Genomic DNA, 19,791 nt, shown 5'->3' with positions numbered 1-19,791 from the left:
TTCGTCAGGCATAACGGTACGGTGCGCCTGCATCGCGCATGGTCTTCTGGTATTTCTTGAGGATTTCGACCACTTTCGCGGTTCGTGCACTCTTGGCGGCAATCTCATCCCAGAACTGCATGGCTGCATCTTCCACCTGCTTCCATTCAGCTTCGGGAATGCTGGTGAGTTCCAGCTTCCCTCCTGTGGTGCGATAATGCGCTTCGCCCCACCAATACCAATGCTGGCGGTAGTAATGCGATGAATCCATGGCCAGCTTGAACATCTGCTTGAGGTGATCCGGCACGGCATTCCATTTTTCCGTATTGGCAAAATAGGAGCCGGCCCAAGCGCCGCTGATATTGTTGGTGAGGTAGTATTTGTTAATGTCGGCCCAGCCGACCGTATATACTTCCGTCGCACCGGACCAGCACACGCCGTCCAACTCGCCGGTCTGGATCGCTACCTCGATATCCTCCCATGGCAAAGTCACCGGAACGACGCCGAATTTGGTCAGGAAGCGCCCCCCGGTCGGGAAGGTAAAGACACGCAATCCCTGCAGATCCTGCAGGCTGCGGATCGGCTTGGTTGTAGCAAAATTGCAAGGGTCCCATGAACCGGCACTAAGCCAGGTTACACCCGGAATTTCCTTATATGCTTCTTCCCAGATTTCGTTGAGCCCATACCAGTTGAACAAGGCGGGCACATCAAGGCTGTAGCGTGATGCGAAGGGGAAATAGGCCCCAAACACCGCAACGTCGACCGGCGACGCCATGGAGTCGTCATCGCTTTGCGCGGCGTCGATCGTGCCGGACTGAACGGCACGGAACAGCTCACCCTGCGGCACAAGCTGGTCGGCCGTGTAAAGTTCGATCACCATTTCGCCATTGGCAGCCTTGTTGAACGCGTCAATCGAGGGCTTGATGACGTGCTCGGCAAGGGCTGGACCCGCATAGGTCTGCAGCCTCCATTTGATCGGGCTTTGTGCCCTGACGTAAGGCGTTGCAAGTGTGCTTGCCCCCAAGGCACCTACAGTTGTCAGCCCGGCCTTCTTGAGAAAATCGCGTTTGTTAAGCTTGCTATTTTCACTCATGCCCATTCTCCCACTCTTGTTTGAGTTCACCCTTTATTTGTTCCGGTCTGGCCGTTGGGGCTCTTGTTACCGGTTGTGCGCTTTCTCCCGTAATTGTCGTCATCGTCCTGTGTACCAGTTGGGCAACCACATCGCGATCTCCGGAAAGATCATCAGGATGATGATGGTCAGCACCATGAGAAAGAAGAACGGCACGATCGATCGATAGATATCTATCAGCGTGACTTCCTTCGGCGCCAAGGCTCGCATCATGAAGAGATTGTACCCGAAGGGCGGCGTGATATACGCGATCTGGCAAGTGATGGTGTAGAGCACGCCAAACCAGATGGCGTTGAAGCCGAGGCTCTTGACCAGCGGTATGTAAAGCGGCGCTACGATGACCAGCATGGCCGTATCATCAAGGAACATGCCCAGTATGATGAATGAAAACAGCATTAGTACCAGGATTGTCCACGGCGAAAGATCGAAGGTGTTGAGCAATATCTTTTCAATGGCTTTCACCGCGCCGAGGCCGTCATAGACCGACGAAAAGCACAGCGCCGCCAGAATGATCCAGAGGAACATGCAGGTGACGGTGAGACTGTTGCGTGTCGTGGTTTCCCATACCGCCTTGTTCAGGCGTCCGGTAAAAAGCGCGGCAAGCGTTGCAAGCAAGGCGCCGACGGCTGAACTTTCGACAAGGCTGGTAACGCCGGTGAGGAACAGGCCCATCATCGCGCCGAAGACCACAAGCGGCAAGATGCCTGCGCGCAGGGTGACGAAACGGTCACGCCACGTGATCTTATCCAGCTCTTCTCTGGGCAATGTTGGTCCGAGTTCGGGCTGGATACGGCAGCGTATATAAATGTAGATCGCAAAGAGCGCTGCCATGAGAAGGCCAGGGCCGATGCCTGCGAGCCACAGTTGCAAAACCGGCTGCCGCGCGATCATCGCATAAAGAACGAGCACGACGCTCGGTGGAATGAGGATGCCGAGCGAGCTGCCGGCTTGGATGACGCCCGTAACCATCACCTTGTTGTAGCCGCGTTTCAGCAGTTCGGGCAGCGCCACGGTAGCGCCGATTGCCATGCCCGCGACGCTGAGGCCGTTCATGCACGAAATGATGACCATCAGGCCAATCGTACCGAGCGCCAGACCGCCGCGAATGCCGCCGAACCAGACGTGGAACATCCGGTAGAGATTGCTGGCAATGCCCGATTCCGAGAGCATGTAACCCATGAAGACGAAGAACGGCACCGTGATGAGCGGATACCAGTTCAGTACTGCAAAGGTGGCATTATAGGGCATCTCGAACGAGCCTTTGCCCCAAAGCAGGAGTGCAGCGAGCGAACCGACGAAACCGATCACGCCAAATACGCGCTGCCCGGTCATCAGCAGCACCATCATGGTTGCAAACATGAAGAGCGTAATGAATTCAGAGCTCATATGTGATGTCCTTCCTCAATGGCAGGACCCGCAATCGTGCTGATCGGCTTTCCGCGCAGGGAGGCCCAGTCCTTGAAGAAATTGGAAACGCATTGCAGCAGCAGCAGCAAAATACCGACGGTCATGATGAGCTTGATCGGCCAGAGAAGCGGCGCCCAGGCGGTATAGTTCTTCTGGTTGTAAACGATAGCGTAGTTGGTCGCGGAAATTCCGCCCGCAACCATCACGCCCAGATAGAAGATGATGAACAGGATGGTGATCATGTCCGTGATCATTTTTCTTCGCGGAGAAAGGCGGTCGAAGAAAAGATCCATGCGCACATGCGCGCCTTGCTGCATGGCATAGGCGCCGCCGAGCAGATAATAGGCGGAGAGGAGGAACTGGGACATCTCCAGTACCCAATTCACCGGAACGCCGAGAAACACACGGGAAAAAGTGGAATAAAGGAGGCAGGCGCCGAGTGCGAAGAACAGATACATCGCAAAGCGCCCGATGTAATAATTCATTGCATCAACATATTTGACGAACAGTCTGATCGGCTTCGGCATTTCCGGCTCCTTCAGGCTCCCTGTTCAGTGTCTTGAGGACCAATTGCTTTTGCTATGTCCTCCAATATGGTTGCGAGTTTTTCGGCCCAGGCGGTCTGCGCCGAACCATTGGCAATCTCATTGTTGCGCAGTTCGATCATCACGCAGGGTGCATTGCGCGGCCGCGCGTGACGCTCCAATGTGTAATAGACACGATCCGCTGGCGAATAGGGCTCGTTCACGCCCACATGGAGGGTATCGTCCTTGCGAAGGGCCTCAATCAGTGGCTTGCCGATCCGGTCGTCTTCATCGTGGATGATGCCGATCTGCCATGGGCGGGGTACATCGCGATAAATGGGAGTGAAGGAATGGATCGTCACGATCCATGATGGCAGCCCGCGTTGCGCACGCCTTGAAATGATCTGTTCAACAGCAGTGTGGAATGGACGATGCGAAAGATCGATACGCGCCAAACGCTCCATGGAGTTGAGTGCATGGTTTCCGGGGACCACGGTCGTCTCGCTGATTTCCGGAATAAGGTCATGGGCGTCGAGCGGGCGGTTGCAGTCGATCAGCAGGCGCGAAAGCTGGCTTTCGACAAGCGGAGCGTTAAGAGACGAAGCCAGACGTCTGGCAACTTCCACCGCGCCGGGGTCCCAGGCGATATGTGCCCGCAAGGCATCGGCATCCAGTCCAAGTCCGTCGAAAGTCTCTGGAATGAAATTGGACGCATGTTCGCAGACCAGAAGATAGGGACTTTCCCCCTCCTTGTTGAAGACAGAAACAGGCTCGCACGAAGCAGTGCGATGTTCTCGCTCGTCCGTCATTCTGTTCGTTCCCCGCGCTGTAACTTATGTTACGTTTTTTCCACTTATGCGCTCTTGCGGATTATTTGATACGTCCTATGATTATTTGTCAAACACAATTTCGCCCAAATTTTAAAAGGGCAGTCGCTAAGGGAAGTACTCTGCCTGTGCATGCAAGCGTTGCGGAGCTGATCAACGAACGGATCGATACGATGCCAGCGGGCGAGCGAAGCGCCGCGCAGACGCTGATCGCCAATTATCCAATGCTGGGGCTGAAAACCGTCGCGGAATTTTCCGCTCTGGCCGGTGTCAGTTCCCCAACGATCCTTCGCTTTGTAAACAGGCTCGGGTTTCAGAATTATCCAGATTTCCAGGCACGGTTGCAGGACGAACTCGCCGCCCAGTTACAGTCTCCGCATCATCGCAATGAGCAGCCGGGAGCCGGGCCGGATACGGCCTATCCGGCGGTGGAACATACGCTGGAAAATATCCGTGAAAGCTTCCGGCATCTTGGCGAAAAGCAGCTGAGGCAGGCCGTGTCGTCCTTGACCGACGCCAAGGGAAACATCTACCTGATCGGCGGGCGCTTCACCGATCCCATCGCGCAATACATGGCCGCACATTTGACGATCATTCGTCCCCATGTCTTTCATCTTGGCGGGCAGGAGAGCGTCTGGCGTGACCGCCTTCTCGATATGGGAAAGCGCGACGTTCTGGTGGTCTTCGATATTCGCCGTTATCAGGACAGTCTTTTGCAGCTTGCCGAAAAGGCGCGGTCACGCGGTGTCGAGGTCGTTCTCGTTACCGACCAGTGGCTTTCGCCGATAGCACGCGTGGCCCGTCATGTTCTGGCGGGGCGCACAGCCGTGCCGTCCGCATGGGATTCTTCGGCTGCGCTCTTTGTGCTGGCGGAAACGGTCATTCGCGAAATGACCCGAATGCTGGAAAAGGACAGTGCCGCCCGCATTGCGGAACTCGAAGGGCTACGCTGACGAAAATCGTTCAGGAATGTCCTATTCCAGCCCACAGGCGCGCAGAAAGAGTGCAGAAACTTCCTTCTCGATCCGTTCGAGATCCAGCGGTTCGTCCTTGTCGAGCTCCATCATGCTGCGCACCTGCGCTTCAAAATCGGCATAATGCTGGGTTACGGCCCAGATATGCATCTGAAATAGCAGCGGGTCGACAGGCCTGATGCGCCCATCGTCCACCCATGACTGGATGAGGCGGACAGCGTTTTGGGTCGCTGACTGATGTTTGGCCCAGTGGCGTCCGAGATAGGGCGCACCATTGGCAATTTCGGTGGTGAAAAGGCGAGAAGCCTTGGGATTCTTCTGGCTGTATTCGAGCTTGGCGCGAATATATTGCCGGATCACCTTGGCAGGATCGTCTTCGGTATTAGCGCCGAGGAATATTTCTTCCCACTCGTCGAGGATATAGACGATGATATCCTCGTAGAGTTCTTCCTTGCTGGAAATGTAATAGTGCAATTGCGGCTTGGTGAGACCGGCGCGGTGCGCAATGCCTTGCGTGGATGCCCCCGCAAGGCCTTTCTCGGCGAACTCATCGATCGCGGCAGCCCGTATTGCGCCGAGAATGCGCCGCCTGCGGCCGAGGACCTTGTCCCGTCCGGTCAGTTCGGTGTCTTCATTCTCGTCGCTGTTATTCATCCATACCTGCCGCGATTGATAAGGGGCTTATTGGCCCAGCTTTTTCTTGATGTCGAGCCCTATGCCCTTGTTAACGAAGGCGTCGGTCGCAACTTTGCTCATGTCGAGTTCGTCACCGCTGACAATTCCTGCCTTGCGGGCAAGTTCGTAAAACGCCTTGACGCGGTCCATCGAAATAGCGCCGATTCCCTTTTCGAGCGTGTCGCCGCTGTCGATGAGCTGGAGGTTCTTGATCCGCTCCAGTTCCGCATCGAGCGTTTCCTTGCTCATGTCCGGATTATCTTTCAGGATCAACTCATAGGCCTTGCTGCGGTCGCCATAGAGAAAATTGGTCCAGCCCTCAATGGAAGCGCTGACGAAACGCTGTACGAGGTCGGGGTTCTTTTCGATCAGGTCCTGCCGGGTTTCGATCGTGTTGCCGTAAGTGCTGTAGCCATAATCGGCGAGGAGGTAGGTCGTGACCTTCGCACCTTCCTTCTCGGCATAGATCGGTTCCGCGGTAGCATAAGCCTGCTGCACGACCTTGTGGTCGTTAAGAAACTGGGCGAGGCTGTAATTATAAGGACGAAGCTGCTCGTCCTTGAAGCCGAACTCCTTCACCAGCCACGGCCAGAAGGAAAACTGCGCATCCTTGCCCATCAGCACGGTCGGCGCATTGGCGAGGTCCTTGAAATCCTTGTACTGGCCTTCATGCACCATCAGTGCCTGCGGGTCTTTCTGGTAGAAGGCGGCTACAACGGTTGTCGGCACGCCATTGGCGACATTGTTGAACGACAGAAGCAGGTTGCCGGTCAGCAGGAAGTCGAGACGGCCCGCGGCCAGCATCGGGCGGTTGTTGACCTGTGGCCCGCCCATGTCAATCTGCACATCGAGGCCGTATTTCTCGTAGGTGCCATCGGCTACGGCCTGATAAAAGCCGCCGTGACCGGCTTGCGCCAGCCAGTTGGTGCCAAGCGTCACCTTGTCGAGCGCATGGGCCATTTGTGCGGAAAGGCCAACGGAGAGCGCGGCAAGCGCCGCAATCAGAGTTTTTTTCATATTGGTTCCCCTTGTTTTAATCAGTCAAAGCCATGTCGGCGGTCCAGCCGCGTGTTTTACCCGGATTGAGCAGGCCGTACGGGTCGGCGAGTTTCTTGAACTCGATCTGAACGCTGTCGATCTCCTTCATGCCGCCATCCTCGATAGTGTAGGCGTGAGGATCGTAGATGTCGCAGCCGTCGACCTGCTCCAGTTCCTTGATCAGGCGATACATCTCGTCACGGCCTTCGAAGCGGACAAGCGGAAGTGCGAAAATCTGCACTTCACCCTCGAGCCGGGCCATTTCGTGATGCATATATTGCGTTTCGCCGTAGCGCGCGATCTGGCGGGTCACCACATCAACATCGAATGGACGCGGATAGGCGACCTGAAGATAGGTCCAGCCTTCTTCGGCCTTCAGCGCCTGCAAGGTCGTATGGTTCCAGCCGCATTCGTAAGCGGGCTGGAGACCGTTCTTGTGCAATTCGTCCAGCGTCATGGCGAAGGAAATCTTGCCGCCAAATTCCGTGGCGATCGCCTCGAAACGGGCCATCTCTTCCGGTGCGATCATGGCGAAAACCGCATCCTTGTCGGAAGGGAAGAGTTCGCCGAACTTGGTGTAGAAGCGCGCAAAACGACGATCTACCGTCGTTAGCAGATAGCAATCCAGATTGGCTTCCAGTGCCTTGAGGCAGAAGTTGAGCGTTGCCTCGTAACTGTCGAACAAGGCTGCGGTATGTATCCAGTCGGTCGATTTGGTGAGGCCGATTTCCAGTTCCAGAATGATACCGTTGGTCCCATAGGCATGCTGGACTTTATGGATGTCGCGTCCCGTCAATTTGATGATTTTCGGTTCCGGTTCGACGGTCAGGACCTTGACGGAATAAACGTTGCCATCGTCGCGCAGCATGCCGTGGCGCAGTGAACCGATGCCGCCTGAACCGCCGGAGAAAAAGCCGCCAATCGTGGCGATGCGACGGGTGGACGGATACATCAGCAATTCCTGTCCGGTCTCGCGCACGGCATCGTCAAGACGCGAAATGCGAGCCCCGCCTTCGACACGAACCTTACCGGGTTCGATGGAAATGATGCGGTCGATCTTGGTCATGTCCAGGATGATGCCGCCTTCAAGCGGAACGCACTGGCCGTAATTGCCGGTACCGCCGCCGCGAACGGTGATCGGGATGCGAAGTTTCGCGGCAGCAGCAGCAACGCGGCGTACTTCGTCCTGATCCTTCGGAATGACGACGAGATCGCCGACATAATGGCCGATATCCTCGGTCAGGATGGGGCTGTACCAGAAATAATCCCGAGAGCGCAGTTCGACCTGCTTCGGGTCATCGTAGATGCGGATTCCGTCGATTTCGGCGCGGAATGCGGCCCAGTCATAGATGCGCTGTGGTGCGGCAGAATTCATGGGGTTCTCCGATTAAATTTTTGTACCGTCGCGCCAGACAACGCGGCGGGCCTGCGGACGGCTGATGAGATCGGTAAGGTTTTCGGCATCGTGCCATATGAAGCTGGCCAAGCCGCCCACCTGAAGGGGTTGTATGCGCTCGCTGCCAATAAGTCGGGAGGGCAGGGTAGTGATGCTGTCGAGCCATTCCTGGGGTTCGACATGGCAGACCGGCACTGCAAGACGCAGTATGGCGAGTGGGTCATAATTGCCATAAGGGTAGAATGCATCGCCAACATTGTCGGAGCCGAGCATGACATCCATGCCCGCTGCTCGAGCTTCCTTGAGAGGCGCGACACCGCGCAGGCGCGGAGATTTCCCCCCAATCCGATCCTGTAGATAGAGATTGGATGTTGGCAGCGACACGAGCCCGGTGCCTGCATTGGCGGCGGCATCAAGAATCCGCTGCAGTTCGTCCGGCCCGCGCAGCGATAGTGAACAGGCGTGGCCGCACAACACCCGACCAGCCATGCCATGGCGTGCGGTGGCGGATACGATCAGCGAAAACCCGTCCGCTTCTACCTCCAGCCCCTCATCGACATGAAAGTCGAGGTTGAGGTCGTGCTGCACGGCAACACGGAACATCTCTTCGATTTTGGCTTCAAGATCGGCATTGCGATAGAAGAAAGCGCCAAACACGCCGCCGTCTTTTGCGACGCGGGCCGCGATTTGCGAACCCGCATCAAGCACAAGATCGCCATGGACGAGCGCTGCAAGCTGAAGGTCGAGACGGTCTTTCCATTCCTGACGCAGTTCGTTGAGAACCGGCCAGGCAGTGGGCACTTCCGGTGTCGTCCAGTCAACATGGCTGCGCATCGCAGCGACGCCTTGTTCAAACGCGGCTTCAAGGCCTCGGGTCGCGCGGGCGCGAATATCCGCCTCACTCCAGTTCTTCCGGTCTGTGTTCATCAGGTCGATTGCATCGAACAGGCAATCCACCTTGGCGTCGCCATTTTCAGTAATGCGCCGGATCGTAAATGTCTTGTCCAGATGGACATGGACATCTGCGAAAAGCGGTGTGACGAAGCCACCAGCCCTTGCCTGCGAAGGCACAAGCGAGGCGATACGAGTGCCTTCGATCTGGATGTCGTAGTGCCCGGTGCGACCGGCTATGGCTACCCCTTGCAACATTCTAGCGCTCACGACGGATCTCGCTTTCATGCCAGCGTCCGAGGACAAGGCGCGACAGCCAGCTTGTCACGAGGAAGATCACGATGCCGAGCAGCGATACGAGGAAAAGTGCCGCAAACATGCGCGGAATTTCGTTGCGGAAGCTCGATTCCAGAATGCGTGAGGCGAGCCCTGTGCTCTGACCTGCCGTACCGGCAACAAACTCAGCGACAACTGCGCCGATCAGCGACAGTCCACCGGCGATTTTCAGCGCGGCCATGAAATAAGGCAATGCGCTTGGCGCCAGCAGATAGCGCAGGCGCTGCCATGGCGAAGCACGGTAGAGCCGGAAAAGATCGCGCAGGTTGTGGTCGGCGCTGCGCAATCCAATCACCGTGTTGGACAGGATCGGGAAGAACGCCACGATCCATGCACAGATCAGCAGGGCTGAAAAAGTATCACGCACATAGATGAGGATCAGCGGAGCGATAGCGATGACCGGCGTTACCTGAAGGATAACGGCGAATGGAAAGAACGCCATTTCTATGGGGCGGGAGAGGGCGAAAATCATGCCGAGCAGAATGCCGCCGATAATTGCACAGCCGAGCGAGATCAGGGTCAACTTGACCGTAAACCACATGGAGGCCATCAGCGATGGCCCGTCCTTTATAAGCGTCTGAGCAACCAGCGAAGGCGCAGGGATCAGGTAATGCGGCACCTGATAATAACGGACGAGACCTTCCCATATGCCAAGGGCGATTATGATCGCCAGCGTCGGCATGACAATACGCAAGGCGCGCTCGCGCCGGGCGAGGCGATCCTGTTCGACATTCAGGACAGGCAGTTCGGTTTGTATCGGATTCATCGTCCTGTCCTCAATGATCGATATCTTCGGAGGAAAGTGTCGCGGTCAGCGCGTCGGACACCTTGGCGCAATATCTCGCGTAGGCATCGGTTGTGCGGTAGTTTTCGGCACGCGGGTAGGGGCCGATGATCGGTATGTCGGCCACAACGCGGCCCGGTCGGGCAGCCATCACCACTACCCGGTTGGACAGATAAACAGACTCATAAACGCTGTGGGTTACGAAAATCACGGTCAGACCGTGTTCCTGCCAAAGTCGCAGAACGTCATTGTTGAGCTTGAAGCGCGTCATCTCATCCAGCGCCGCAAATGGCTCGTCCATCAACAGAAGACGCGGACGCGTAACCAGAGCACGAGCGATGGAAACGCGCATTTTCATTCCGCCGGACAGCTCCCTCGGAAATGCCGTGGCAAAGCGGGACAGGCCCACTTGTGCCAGCACTTCTTCGACGCGCGGGGTTGCTTCCTTGCGGGCAATGCCGGACAGACGCAACGGCAAATAAACATTGTCGAAGACGCTGGCCCACGGCATCAGCGTCGGCTCCTGAAATACGAAACCGATATCCTGCGCGCCGATGGGTCCCTTGCCGGGGGCGCGACCGTTGATACGGATATTTCCGGCTGAAATCGATTCCAGGCCGGCGATCATGCGCAACGCCGTGCTCTTGCCGCAGCCAGAGGGGCCGAGAAAGCTGACGAACTGGCCTTGTTCGATCCTGAGCGACATGTCGCTCACGGCCATCACGCCCGTACCATATTGCTTGTAGACGCCGTCTATCTCAATCAGGGAGGATGGAGCTTGCGAGTTGGGGGCCACGCTCATTGTCCTTACCAGGCTGTTTTGTTGTCGAGCCAGGAAAGCGGCGCTCGTTCAATTTCCGCCAGAACCTCTACCAGGCGCTCGGCGGCAAAATCGATCGTCGCTCGACCTTTCTCCGCGGTCGCGAGCGTCGCATCACCAGCAGCGCCATAAGGATTGATATCCTGAATCTGCCAGGCAGGCTTGGCGCCGCCGCTCAGCGAAAGATGTTGGAAATCACTTGCAAAAGTTTCCGTAAGCGTCCGGAAATCCTGTGCTTTCGACATATCGACGAGATCGGGATGCATCTCCAACATCACCGAGGTTTCCATGTCGCCAGCATGAATGCCGTGCTTCAGGTCGTGATCGGTGTATACACCTTCCGGCATTCCAAGGCCGAACCAGTTGATGCTTACAACAAGCATGTTGTGTCGGATGCGAAGCTCCCGCGCTACGATATCCATGACACTGATCTGGCCGCCATGGCTATTGAGCAGCGCCATCTTGCGGACACCGCTTGCTGCCACGCAAGCGCCGATCTCGCACCACATGCGAATGATGGTCTCTGCTGAAAACGTCAATGTGCCAGGGTAACGGCTGTGCTCATTGCTCTTGCCGATGGCTTGCGTCGGCAGGAAAAGCGCATGGCTCGTTTCAGGCAGGCGGGCGATGGTTTCCTTGACAATGCCGTCAACGATGGCAGCGTCGACGGCCAGCGGAAGGTGCGGTCCATGCTGCTCGATTGCACCAACCGGCAGAACCGCCACGAGCTTCTCACGCTCGAGGCGGGAGAACGCCTCGCTCGTATAATCGGACCAATATCGTTTCAAGACTGCAACTCCTACACGCTCGGGCCAAGGGCGTTAGAGCGCATCCCGAAAAGTGTGAAACGGTTTTTCGGAACAAGATGCGCGTCAAACCAGATTTGAGTGCATCCTACTAAACAATCTGACCGATCGGTCAAACTAAATGTTTTAAATATACGGATTGCGTGCAATTAAGGTGTGAATCCGTGGCTATTTGGTCACGTGACGGGCCGCGACAGGTTTATGATGTGCGGAAAGTTCCGGAGGTCCTATGGACGAAAGATGCATTATCATTGGGGCTGGCCATGCTGGCTCGCAGGCCGCGATCAGTCTTCGGCAGGAAGGCTATGCAGGCGAAATCATTCTCATCAATGACGAAACCGATATTCCCTATCATAAGCCCCCACTGTCGAAATCCTATCTGAAAGCGCCGGAGGGGGGCGGTCTGGTTCTGCGCCCGGAATCGGCATATCGCGACAATAATATCGAGATGATGTTTGGTCATCGCGTCGATGCCGTATCTATTGCAGACAAGACGGTCACACTTGATGACGGGCGAGTCCTGAGCTGGTCCGAACTGATTTTCGCGACCGGTGCGCGTGCCCGCATTCCCAATTTGTCAGGTGTCGAGCTTGACGGTGTTTTCACACTTCGCCGGATGGAGGATGCCCGCCGCATCGCGGCAGCAATGCCCAATGTTGAGAATGTGGTCATTATTGGCGGCGGCTTTATTGGCCTGGAAATGGCTCATAGCGCAATCGCGCTTGGCAAAAAGACGGTTCTGATCGAGGCAGCACCTCGTGTGCTGGGGCGTTCGGTTGCAACGCACATCTCCGCCCATGTGGAAGCGCGCAGCCGCGCCGCCAGTATCACAGTTTTGACGGGTCTCGGCGTGACGGCCATTGAGGGTGAAAAGGGTAGTGTGACAGGCGTGGAAGCTGCAGACGGAACCATATTCCCGGCCGATATGGTTGTGATCGGTACGGGTGCGGTGCCAAACGTGGAGCTTGCTGTTATGGCTGGGCTTGCGATCGACAACGGCATTGTTGTGGATGAGAACCTGCGCACGTCTGCGAGCCACGTCTACGCTATCGGCGATTGCGTAAGCTACGATCATTTTCAGGCCGGTCGTCGGGTGCGGCTTGAATCGGTGCAAAATGCGACAGATCAGGCAAAGCATGTCGCTCGTACCATTGTGGGGCGCGAGGCGCCGTTTAGGGAAATTGCATGGTTCTGGTCGGATCAGGGCGATATGAAGTTGCAGACGGCAGGACTGTCATTCGATGCCGACCGGCATATCCTCTCGGGAAACCCGGAAGAAAACGCATTCTCCATCTTTCACTTTGCCGGTGACAGGCTTGTGGCTGTCGATTCCATCAACCGCCCGGCAGATCATATGATTGCGCGTCGGCTCCTGGCGGCGGGCATTAGTCCGAGCGAAGCAGATATTGCCGCCGGGGCGGCAAGGTTGAAAGAAATGCTGGCCGCTGCGCCGAAAGCTTGAGGATATACGATGAGCACTTTGAAACATCTGCTGCCCGCCGACATGGCCGCACCCTTTGCCGCCTACAGCCATGGCGTGAAAGTGAAAGCCGGTGCAGAAATGATTTTCTGTTCCGGTCAGCTCGGCATCGCGCCGGACGGAAATGTCCCGGCAGACGTCGGCGCTCAGGCGGAACTCTGCTTTGAAAACATTAGCCGCATCCTGCGCGATGGAGGCATGGACCTATCCGATGTGGTGCGTATCAATGCCTATGTCACCGACCGAGCCTATATGCGCCCATATATGGATGTTCGCGACCGGCTGTTCCCGCAGCCCGCGCCAGCCTCGACACTGATGATCGTTTCCGGTTTCACGCGTGAGGAGTTCAAGGTCGAGATAGAGGTGGTCGCGGCGCGGTAATCTCCAAACGAAAACACCCGTCGCGGGAGGAAGCGACGGGTGTTTTATGGGGAAGACCGGACTTGGGAGGAGGATATCCGGTCTTGTATCACCGAGGGAATGGGAGGAGGAGAAAACACCCCGGCGATATTCTGGAAACTGTAGGACCGCGCAATTATGGGGACTCGCGATCCTCGAAGAAGGCCAATGCCTTCCGGTGCGCTATTAGCGAGCAGCGGCCTTGCGTGCGACGAACGGGATTTCCGAAGGCAGGATGCCGAGGTCGTTCAGTTCACGTGGGCTCAGGCGGCTCAGTTCGTTTACGGTGTTACGGTAACGGCGCCAGTTGTTGTACGAGCGGATCAGGTTCATTTCTCTCACCTAGTAAAAATCTTATCTCTTTGTTGCAACCAGCATATAGGCTCGAAGCATTTCGAATTGGAGAGACAGATTTGCATAGCTGCAATGCGTTTAAGCTTGTCAGTTGCACGTCTTTTGCGCAGCTCGGTCATCATGCGATCACAATCTCATGCCGAATTGGGGAAATCGGCTCGATTCAGGCTGCTTCGGCGGCTAACCGGTTAAAACTTCTTTAAAAATTTGCCGTCCAGAAAGTTGCTCCCACAAATTGTACTGGCGCAACTGCCTGTTAAGACGCCTCGCGCGCGTAATTGCGCGATGTCCTTCGTATCGAGACAGCCTTGTATAATGAAGTATAGATCCGGGTATCCCGTAGGCTTCAAATTTTGTCGCAAAAGTCCGGGAAATCGTCGGTTAGAGACAACAATTCCACATGACTTGCGCGCCGGATTGGGTTAAGGGAGTTTCGTCGGGTGTCGGGACGCCATATCATATGACGTTCTTGCACTGTCTGTCTGCGGGAGAGCGCCAATTGGCCGCCGAAGGGGAAATCGCCCGAAATCTCTCAGGTACAAGGAACCGCAGACCGGTAAGACAACTCTGGAAAGTCAGGGGTAACCCTGCGCCGAAGGTGTAAGTATGGCTTTAGCCATGCGAGTCTCTCAGGCCTGAGACAGAGGGGCACGAAGCAACCGCATTTTGCGGAGGCACACGTGCGACTCTGGAGTTGTTATGGGCGATACCGCACATTTGAATACCCTGCCTTTGCAGGATCTGCATGAACAGGCTGGCGCACGCTTCGGCGGATTTGCCGGCTGGAACATGCCGATAACCTATCCGCTGGGCGTCATGAAGGAACATCTTCACACGCGTGAACATGCGGGCCTTTTCGATATTTCTCATATGAAGCTGATCGAGGTTTCGGGCGCGGAGGCTGCCGCAGTTCTTGCTGAAACCTGTCCGCTTGATCCGACAGTGCTGAAGAAAGGCCAGTCTAAATATACGTTCTTCCTCAACGAAAATGGCGGCGTGCTGGATGACCTGATCGTCACGCGCCTTGGTGAAGACCGTTTCATGGTCGTTGCCAATGCTGGCAATGCCGATGCCGATATCGAACATCTGAACGAAGCTGCTTCCGGCAAGAACGTAACCGTCAATCCGCTCGACCGTGTATTTCTCGCCCTTCAGGGGCCCGAAGCTGAAAGCGTCATCAATGATTCCGGTCTCAAAGGTGCGGAGCTTGCCTTCATGAGCGGTTTCGAGCCGAAGCAGGGCTGGTTCATGACCCGTTCGGGCTATACCGGCGAAGATGGTTTCGAGATCGGCCTGCCAGCCGATGAGGCCCGCGCGCTTGCTGAAAAGCTGCTTGCCGACGAACGCGTCGAATGGATCGGTCTTGCCGCACGCGACAGCCTTCGACTTGAAGCCGGTCTCTGCCTGCACGGTCAGGATATCACGCCGGAAACCGATCCGGTTTCGGCCGGTCTCACCTGGGCGATCACCAAGCCTGTGCGCGAAAAAGCTGCGTTCAACGGCGCAAAGGCCGTTTTGGACGCCATTGCCAAGGGCGCGTCGGCCAAGCGTGTCGGCTTGAAGCCTGAAGGCCGTCAGCCGGTCCGCGCTGGCGCCGATCTTTTTGATGAATCCGGTCGCCAGATTGGCACCGTTACTTCCGGTGGGTTTGGCCCATCAGCAGGTTTCCCGGTCGCTATGGGTTATGTAGAGGCAAGCCTCGCTACCCCCGGCACACGTGTCTTCGCTGACGTTCGCGGCAACAAGGTGCCCGTTGACGTTTCAGCACTTCCCTTTACTCCGCATCGCTATCGCAAAGGATGATTTCCATGGCCAATATCCTGTTCACCGAAGATCACGAGTGGATCAGCGTCGAAAACGGCGTTGCCACTGTCGGCATTACGATCCACGCACAGGAACAACTGGGTGACCTCGTTTTCGTCGAGCTGCCGGACGTCGGCCGCACGGCGGCCAAGGGCGAAGGCATCGTGGTTGTGGAATCGGTCAAGGCCGCTTCCGACGTTTATGCGCCGGTCGATGGCGAAGTGGTCGAAGTCAACGAAGCCGTTGCAAGCGATCCGGCTCTTATCAATCAGGCTGCGGAAGGCGAGGGCTGGCTGTTCAAGCTGAAGCTTTCCGATGAAAGCCAGCTTTCCGGTCTCCTCGACAAGGCCGGTTACGACAAACTGGTAGGATAACGTGATGACCCAGCAGGTTCTTCCCTTTGTTGCCCGCCATATCGGGCCGAGACTGGAAGACGAGCGCGCAATGCTTGCGGCGCTCGGCCTTCCTTCCATGGAAACCCTCATCACCCAGGCGGTTCCGGCGTCTATCCGTCTGAACCGTGCGCTTGATCTGCCGGCGCCGCTCAGTGAATCCGATGCGCTTGCAGAGCTGAACGCCATCATGGGCCGCAACGTGGTGAAGAAGAGCTTCATCGGCGCGGGCTATCATGGTGTGCATACGCCGCCGGTCATCCAGCGCAATCTGTTTGAAAATCCTGCCTGGTACACCGCCTATACGCCGTACCAGTCGGAAATCAGCCAGGGTCGTCTTGAGCTTTTGTTCCACTTCCAGACGCTGGTTGCAGAACTGACCGGCCTGCCGGTCGCCTGCGCCTCGCTTCTCGATGAAGCGACTGCGGTTGCTGAAGCCATTGGCGTTGCCTGCCGTCATCACCGCGACAAGCGCAGCCGTATCCTGCTTGCAGGCGAACTGCATGCGCAGACGGTTGATGTGGTGAACACCCGCGCTGAACCACTCGGCTGGCAGATCGAAACCGACAGCACTGTCGATGACAATACTGCTGCCATCGTCGTGCCGTGGCCGGATACACGCGGCGTCTACGGCGACTTCAGCAAGGTGATTGCCGATGCGAAGGCCAAGGGCGCACTCGTTATTGCCGTTGCCGATCCGCTGGCGCTGACGATCATGGAAGCGCCTGCGACGTGGGGCGCGGACATGGCCGTTGGCTCCATGCAGCGTTACGGCGTACCGATGGGCTTCGGCGGCCCACATGCCGCATATCTGGCTGTGTCGGAACCTCTGACCCGCATCATTCCCGGCCGCATCGTCGGCCAGTCGGTCGATGCGCATGGCCGTGCGGCCTATCGTCTGGCGCTCCAGACCCGTGAGCAGCATATCCGTCGTGACAAGGCGACCTCCAACATCTGCACTGCGCAGGCCCTGCTTGCCAATATGGCCGCATCCTTCGCGATCTGGCATGGCCCGGCAGGCTTGCAGGCGATTGCCACCCGCGTTGCCGGTCTTGCTGCCCGCTTTGCTTCCGGCCTCAAGGCCGCGGGTGTCGAAATCGCAGGCGATAGCCTGTTCGATACGGTCAGCATCAAGGTTGCCGGAAAGGCGAAGGCCATTGCTGACGAAGCTGACAAGGGCGGTCGTCTGCTTCGTGTCATCGATGCGGACACGGTCGGCGTAACCTTCGATGAAACCTCGACCGAGGAAGATCTTGCAGCGCTTGCCGTTCTGTTTGGTGCCAAGCTGGTCGACGGTGACAAGGTTCTCGTGCCCGGCAAGGGACGCGGTGAAGGCTTCCTCACGCAGGAAGTATTCCATTCGCATCGTTCCGAAACCGAGATGATGCGTTTTCTGCGTCGTCTGGCCGACAAGGATCTGGCGCTTGACCGCGCAATGATCCCGCTTGGCTCCTGCACCATGAAGCTCAATGCGGCAGCAGAAATGATGCCGGTGAGCTGGAACACGGTTGCTAATCTGCATCCGTTTGCGCCTGCGGCACAGACCGAAGGCTATGCCAGGATGACGGCGGATGTCGAAGCCTGGCTTTGTGAAGTCACCGGCTTTGCTGGCGTTTCGCTACAGCCAAATGCAGGTAGCCAGGGCGAATATGCCGGTCTGCTGGCCATTCGCCACTATCACCAGTCGCGGGGCGAAGGCCATCGCAACATCTGCCTTATTCCATCGTCTGCACATGGCACCAATCCGGCCAGCGCCTCGATGGCTGGCATGAGCGTTGTCGTGGTCAATTGCCGTCCGGATGGCGATATCGACATCGACGATCTGAAAGCCAAGGCCGAGAAGCATCGTGATAATCTCGCTGCCTTCATGATCACCTATCCTTCGACCTATGGCGTGTTCGAAGAAGGCATCAAGGCGTTCTGCGAAATCGTCCATGAAAATGGCGGTCAGGTCTATTTCGACGGTGCGAACCTCAATGCGCTGGTCGGGCTCGCCCGTCCTTGCGACATTGGCGCTGACGTCTGCCACATGAACCTGCACAAGACCTTCTGTATCCCGCATGGCGGCGGCGGTCCGGGCGTAGGCCCGATTGGTGTTGCCAAGCATCTGGTGCCGTATTTGCCGGGCCATGTGGATATCGGTTCCAAGCACGCTGTTTCGGCGGCGCCGTTCGGTAGCGCATCCATTCTGGTCATCACGTGGATGTATATCCGTATGATGGGCGGCGCTGGTCTCAAGAAGGCGACCGAGGCTGCGATCCTCAATGCCAACTACATTGCGCATCGTTTGAAGGACGCTTATCCGATCCTTTATACCGGCGCACATGATCGTGTGGCGCATGAGTGCATTGTCGATACGCGCGTTCTGAAGGACAGCGCTGGCGTGACCGTGGAAGACGTGGCCAAGCGCCTCATCGACTACGGTTTCCATGCGCCGACCATGTCCTGGCCGGTTGCCGGTACGCTGATGATCGAGCCGACCGAGTCTGAACCGAAGTCGGAAATCGACCGTCTTTGCGATGCGATGATTGCCATTGCAACTGAAGCGAAAAAGGTTGCGGATGGTGTCTGGCCTGCGGACGACAATCCGCTTGCCAATGCGCCGCACACGGCAGGCGATACGCTGGCGAGCGAATGGACACATCCTTATACCCGTGAGGAAGCGGTGTTCCCGGCAAGCGCTATCAATGGCGATTTTGACGCGACAGCAAAATATTGGCCACCGGTCAGCCGCGTGGATAATGTGGGCGGTGACAGAAATCTCATCTGCTCATGCCCGCCTGTAGCTGCCTACGGATGAGTTGATACGCAGTTTTGTCGACAAGAAGCGCCGCGGAAACGCGGCGCTTTTTTTGCGCATGGACAGGCAGGATTTATTGATTAACTAGATTTAAGTTAATCTGCGTAAAAGGCGACTCTGGTCGAGGCGTCTCTCCCGGATTGTTCTTTTAAAACAGAAAGATGTGCTGGTTGCATCTATGCGGTCAAACGAGACGCTAGTCGGATTCCAGGCAAAAAAAAGAGCCGGACTGGGAAGTCCGGCTAAGTTATGAAGGTGCCTTATAGGCAAACCTCCAGAGGGGAACACTTACCGCGCGCAATGGGAGGAGGCACAGCGGTAAGTGACTGTGATATGTATCACCTTGCTCCAATCTTCAACCCCTGAAACACGAAATTTTTGACCATTTCGGAAAATTCTGAAACTTTTCCCATTTTGACTGTTCCCAGCGGGTCATTGGTCAATATTTGTGTTCCTCAACGGAAAAGTCGTGCTTCAAATCGAAACAATCTTTCGTTGTAGGGGCGTACTCGACTCCAAGATCGATTCCGAGGCTCGAAGCTTCTTGGCAGCGATCACACAACAAACGATAGCATCGCTTCATCTCGACGCGAATTACCACCGGGATCGCAAAAGCGACGACGATACCAATCCCAATCTCGAAGAGATAAAGGTTGGGCGAAAGGGAGAGAGGAAGTCCTGATCCGCGGCCTGCTCCGGATCGAGGCCAGTTCATCTCTGCCCACTGCCATCTGCTAACCGGTTACGCGGAGATGACTTAGGTGCATTTTCAATGCCTTATACAATTATATCCGAACTTGTTGGACTACGATCTCCTCCAACCCCGGTTATAAGCTTATGAAATGGTTAGAATAATTCTAAAACATTCCTGCCCCGGTCAACTTCATTTAACTTGCAGGGCTGGCAGTGCGGATATAAAAGATGACCAAATGACGAAGGCTTCATGCCGGGTTTGAAGAGAAGCGACCATGGGA

General features: G+C 56.5%; 18 protein-coding genes and 1 riboswitch. Of the genes, 6 read left to right on the top strand and 12 right to left on the bottom strand.

Annotated features, from left to right (window positions below):
• Positions 1–4 precede the first annotated feature (4 nt).
• From ABWW28_RS10585 to ABWW28_RS10570, 4 genes are all read right to left on the bottom strand, one after another.
• Positions 5–1,072: a TRAP transporter substrate-binding protein gene (locus tag ABWW28_RS10585; protein WP_176587587.1), complete on the bottom strand. Its 1,068-nt coding sequence runs from the start codon at positions 1,070–1,072 to the stop codon at positions 5–7.
• A 99-nt stretch (positions 1,073–1,171) separates the two neighbouring features.
• A complete protein-coding gene (locus tag ABWW28_RS10580) occupies positions 1,172–2,497 on the bottom strand; it encodes a TRAP transporter large permease (protein ID WP_006469140.1) in 1,326 nt (441 codons plus the stop codon).
• Positions 2,494–3,045 carry a TRAP transporter small permease subunit gene (locus ABWW28_RS10575; protein ID WP_151568908.1) on the bottom strand — a complete coding sequence of 184 codons (552 nt, stop codon included), beginning with the start codon at positions 3,043–3,045 and terminating at the stop codon, positions 2,494–2,496. Before ABWW28_RS10575 ends, ABWW28_RS10580 begins: the two co-directional genes overlap by 4 nt.
• Before the next feature lie 11 nt (positions 3,046–3,056).
• Positions 3,057–3,851 (bottom strand): N-formylglutamate amidohydrolase, encoded by a 795-nt coding sequence (locus tag ABWW28_RS10570; RefSeq protein WP_176587588.1) that lies wholly within the window; start codon positions 3,849–3,851, stop codon positions 3,057–3,059.
• A gap of 26 nt (positions 3,852–3,877) precedes the next feature.
• Between ABWW28_RS10570 and ABWW28_RS10565 the strand changes: the two genes are divergently transcribed.
• A complete protein-coding gene (locus tag ABWW28_RS10565; protein WP_282187528.1) occupies positions 3,878–4,822 on the top strand; it encodes a MurR/RpiR family transcriptional regulator in 945 nt (314 codons plus the stop codon).
• A gap of 21 nt (positions 4,823–4,843) precedes the next feature.
• On the opposite strand, the gene ABWW28_RS10560 is transcribed toward ABWW28_RS10565, so the two are convergent.
• From ABWW28_RS10560 to ABWW28_RS10530, 7 genes are read right to left on the bottom strand one after another with little or no spacing between them, the layout of a single operon-like run.
• Positions 4,844–5,497, bottom strand: coding sequence for a TetR family transcriptional regulator C-terminal domain-containing protein (locus ABWW28_RS10560; RefSeq protein WP_075041851.1), 654 nt, complete (start codon positions 5,495–5,497; stop codon positions 4,844–4,846).
• Between the two features lie 27 nt (positions 5,498–5,524).
• Positions 5,525–6,535 (bottom strand): ABC transporter substrate-binding protein, encoded by a 1,011-nt coding sequence (locus ABWW28_RS10555; protein ID WP_176587589.1) that lies wholly within the window; start codon positions 6,533–6,535, stop codon positions 5,525–5,527.
• A 16-nt stretch (positions 6,536–6,551) separates the two neighbouring features.
• On the bottom strand, positions 6,552–7,931 hold the full coding sequence (locus ABWW28_RS10550) for an FAD-binding oxidoreductase (protein WP_176587590.1): 1,380 nt from the start codon (positions 7,929–7,931) through the stop codon (positions 6,552–6,554).
• Between the two features lie 12 nt (positions 7,932–7,943).
• Positions 7,944–9,101, bottom strand: a complete 1,158-nt coding sequence (locus tag ABWW28_RS10545) for an amidohydrolase family protein (protein ID WP_353390945.1) — start codon at positions 9,099–9,101, stop codon at positions 7,944–7,946.
• A gap of 1 nt (position 9,102) precedes the next feature.
• On the bottom strand, positions 9,103–9,945 hold the full coding sequence (locus tag ABWW28_RS10540; RefSeq protein WP_006469133.1) for an ABC transporter permease: 843 nt from the start codon (positions 9,943–9,945) through the stop codon (positions 9,103–9,105).
• Between the two features lie 10 nt (positions 9,946–9,955).
• On the bottom strand, positions 9,956–10,765 hold the full coding sequence (locus ABWW28_RS10535; protein ID WP_176587592.1) for an ABC transporter ATP-binding protein: 810 nt from the start codon (positions 10,763–10,765) through the stop codon (positions 9,956–9,958).
• A 5-nt stretch (positions 10,766–10,770) separates the two neighbouring features.
• Positions 10,771–11,571, bottom strand: a complete 801-nt coding sequence (locus ABWW28_RS10530) for a creatininase family protein (RefSeq protein ID WP_176587593.1) — start codon at positions 11,569–11,571, stop codon at positions 10,771–10,773.
• Between the two features lie 247 nt (positions 11,572–11,818).
• Here ABWW28_RS10530 and ABWW28_RS10525 point away from each other — a divergent pair, with 247 nt between their 5' ends.
• Positions 11,819–13,051 carry an NAD(P)/FAD-dependent oxidoreductase gene (locus ABWW28_RS10525; protein WP_176587594.1) on the top strand — a complete coding sequence of 411 codons (1,233 nt, stop codon included), beginning with the start codon at positions 11,819–11,821 and terminating at the stop codon, positions 13,049–13,051.
• Positions 13,052–13,060: 9 nt separating this feature from the next.
• Complete coding sequence (locus ABWW28_RS10520) at positions 13,061–13,450, top strand: RidA family protein (RefSeq protein WP_176587595.1); 390 nt, start codon at positions 13,061–13,063, stop codon at positions 13,448–13,450.
• A 204-nt stretch (positions 13,451–13,654) separates the two neighbouring features.
• Here ABWW28_RS10520 and ABWW28_RS10515 read toward each other — a convergent pair whose 3' ends face one another.
• Positions 13,655–13,801 (bottom strand): DUF1127 domain-containing protein, encoded by a 147-nt coding sequence (locus tag ABWW28_RS10515; protein ID WP_002965914.1) that lies wholly within the window; start codon positions 13,799–13,801, stop codon positions 13,655–13,657.
• A 496-nt stretch (positions 13,802–14,297) separates the two neighbouring features.
• Positions 14,298–14,381, top strand: a riboswitch (glycine riboswitch).
• Positions 14,382–14,521: 140 nt separating this feature from the next.
• On the opposite strand from ABWW28_RS10515, the gene gcvT reads away from it, so the two are divergent.
• From gcvT to gcvP, 3 genes are read left to right on the top strand one after another with little or no spacing between them, the layout of a single operon-like run.
• Complete coding sequence (gcvT, locus tag ABWW28_RS10510) at positions 14,522–15,625, top strand: glycine cleavage system aminomethyltransferase GcvT (RefSeq protein ID WP_176587596.1); 1,104 nt, start codon at positions 14,522–14,524, stop codon at positions 15,623–15,625.
• Positions 15,626–15,630: 5 nt separating this feature from the next.
• On the top strand, positions 15,631–15,999 hold the full coding sequence (gcvH, locus tag ABWW28_RS10505) for a glycine cleavage system protein GcvH (protein ID WP_176587597.1): 369 nt from the start codon (positions 15,631–15,633) through the stop codon (positions 15,997–15,999).
• Positions 16,000–16,003: 4 nt separating this feature from the next.
• Positions 16,004–18,817, top strand: coding sequence for an aminomethyl-transferring glycine dehydrogenase (gene gcvP / locus ABWW28_RS10500; RefSeq protein ID WP_176587598.1), 2,814 nt, complete (start codon positions 16,004–16,006; stop codon positions 18,815–18,817).
• Positions 18,818–19,791 lie beyond the last annotated feature (974 nt).

The sequence above is a fragment of the Brucella sp. NBRC 14130 genome (genome assembly GCF_040371715.1).
GTDB lineage: Bacteria > Pseudomonadota > Alphaproteobacteria > Rhizobiales > Rhizobiaceae > Brucella > Brucella intermedia.
This window is presented reverse-complemented; position numbering and strand designations above follow the sequence as displayed.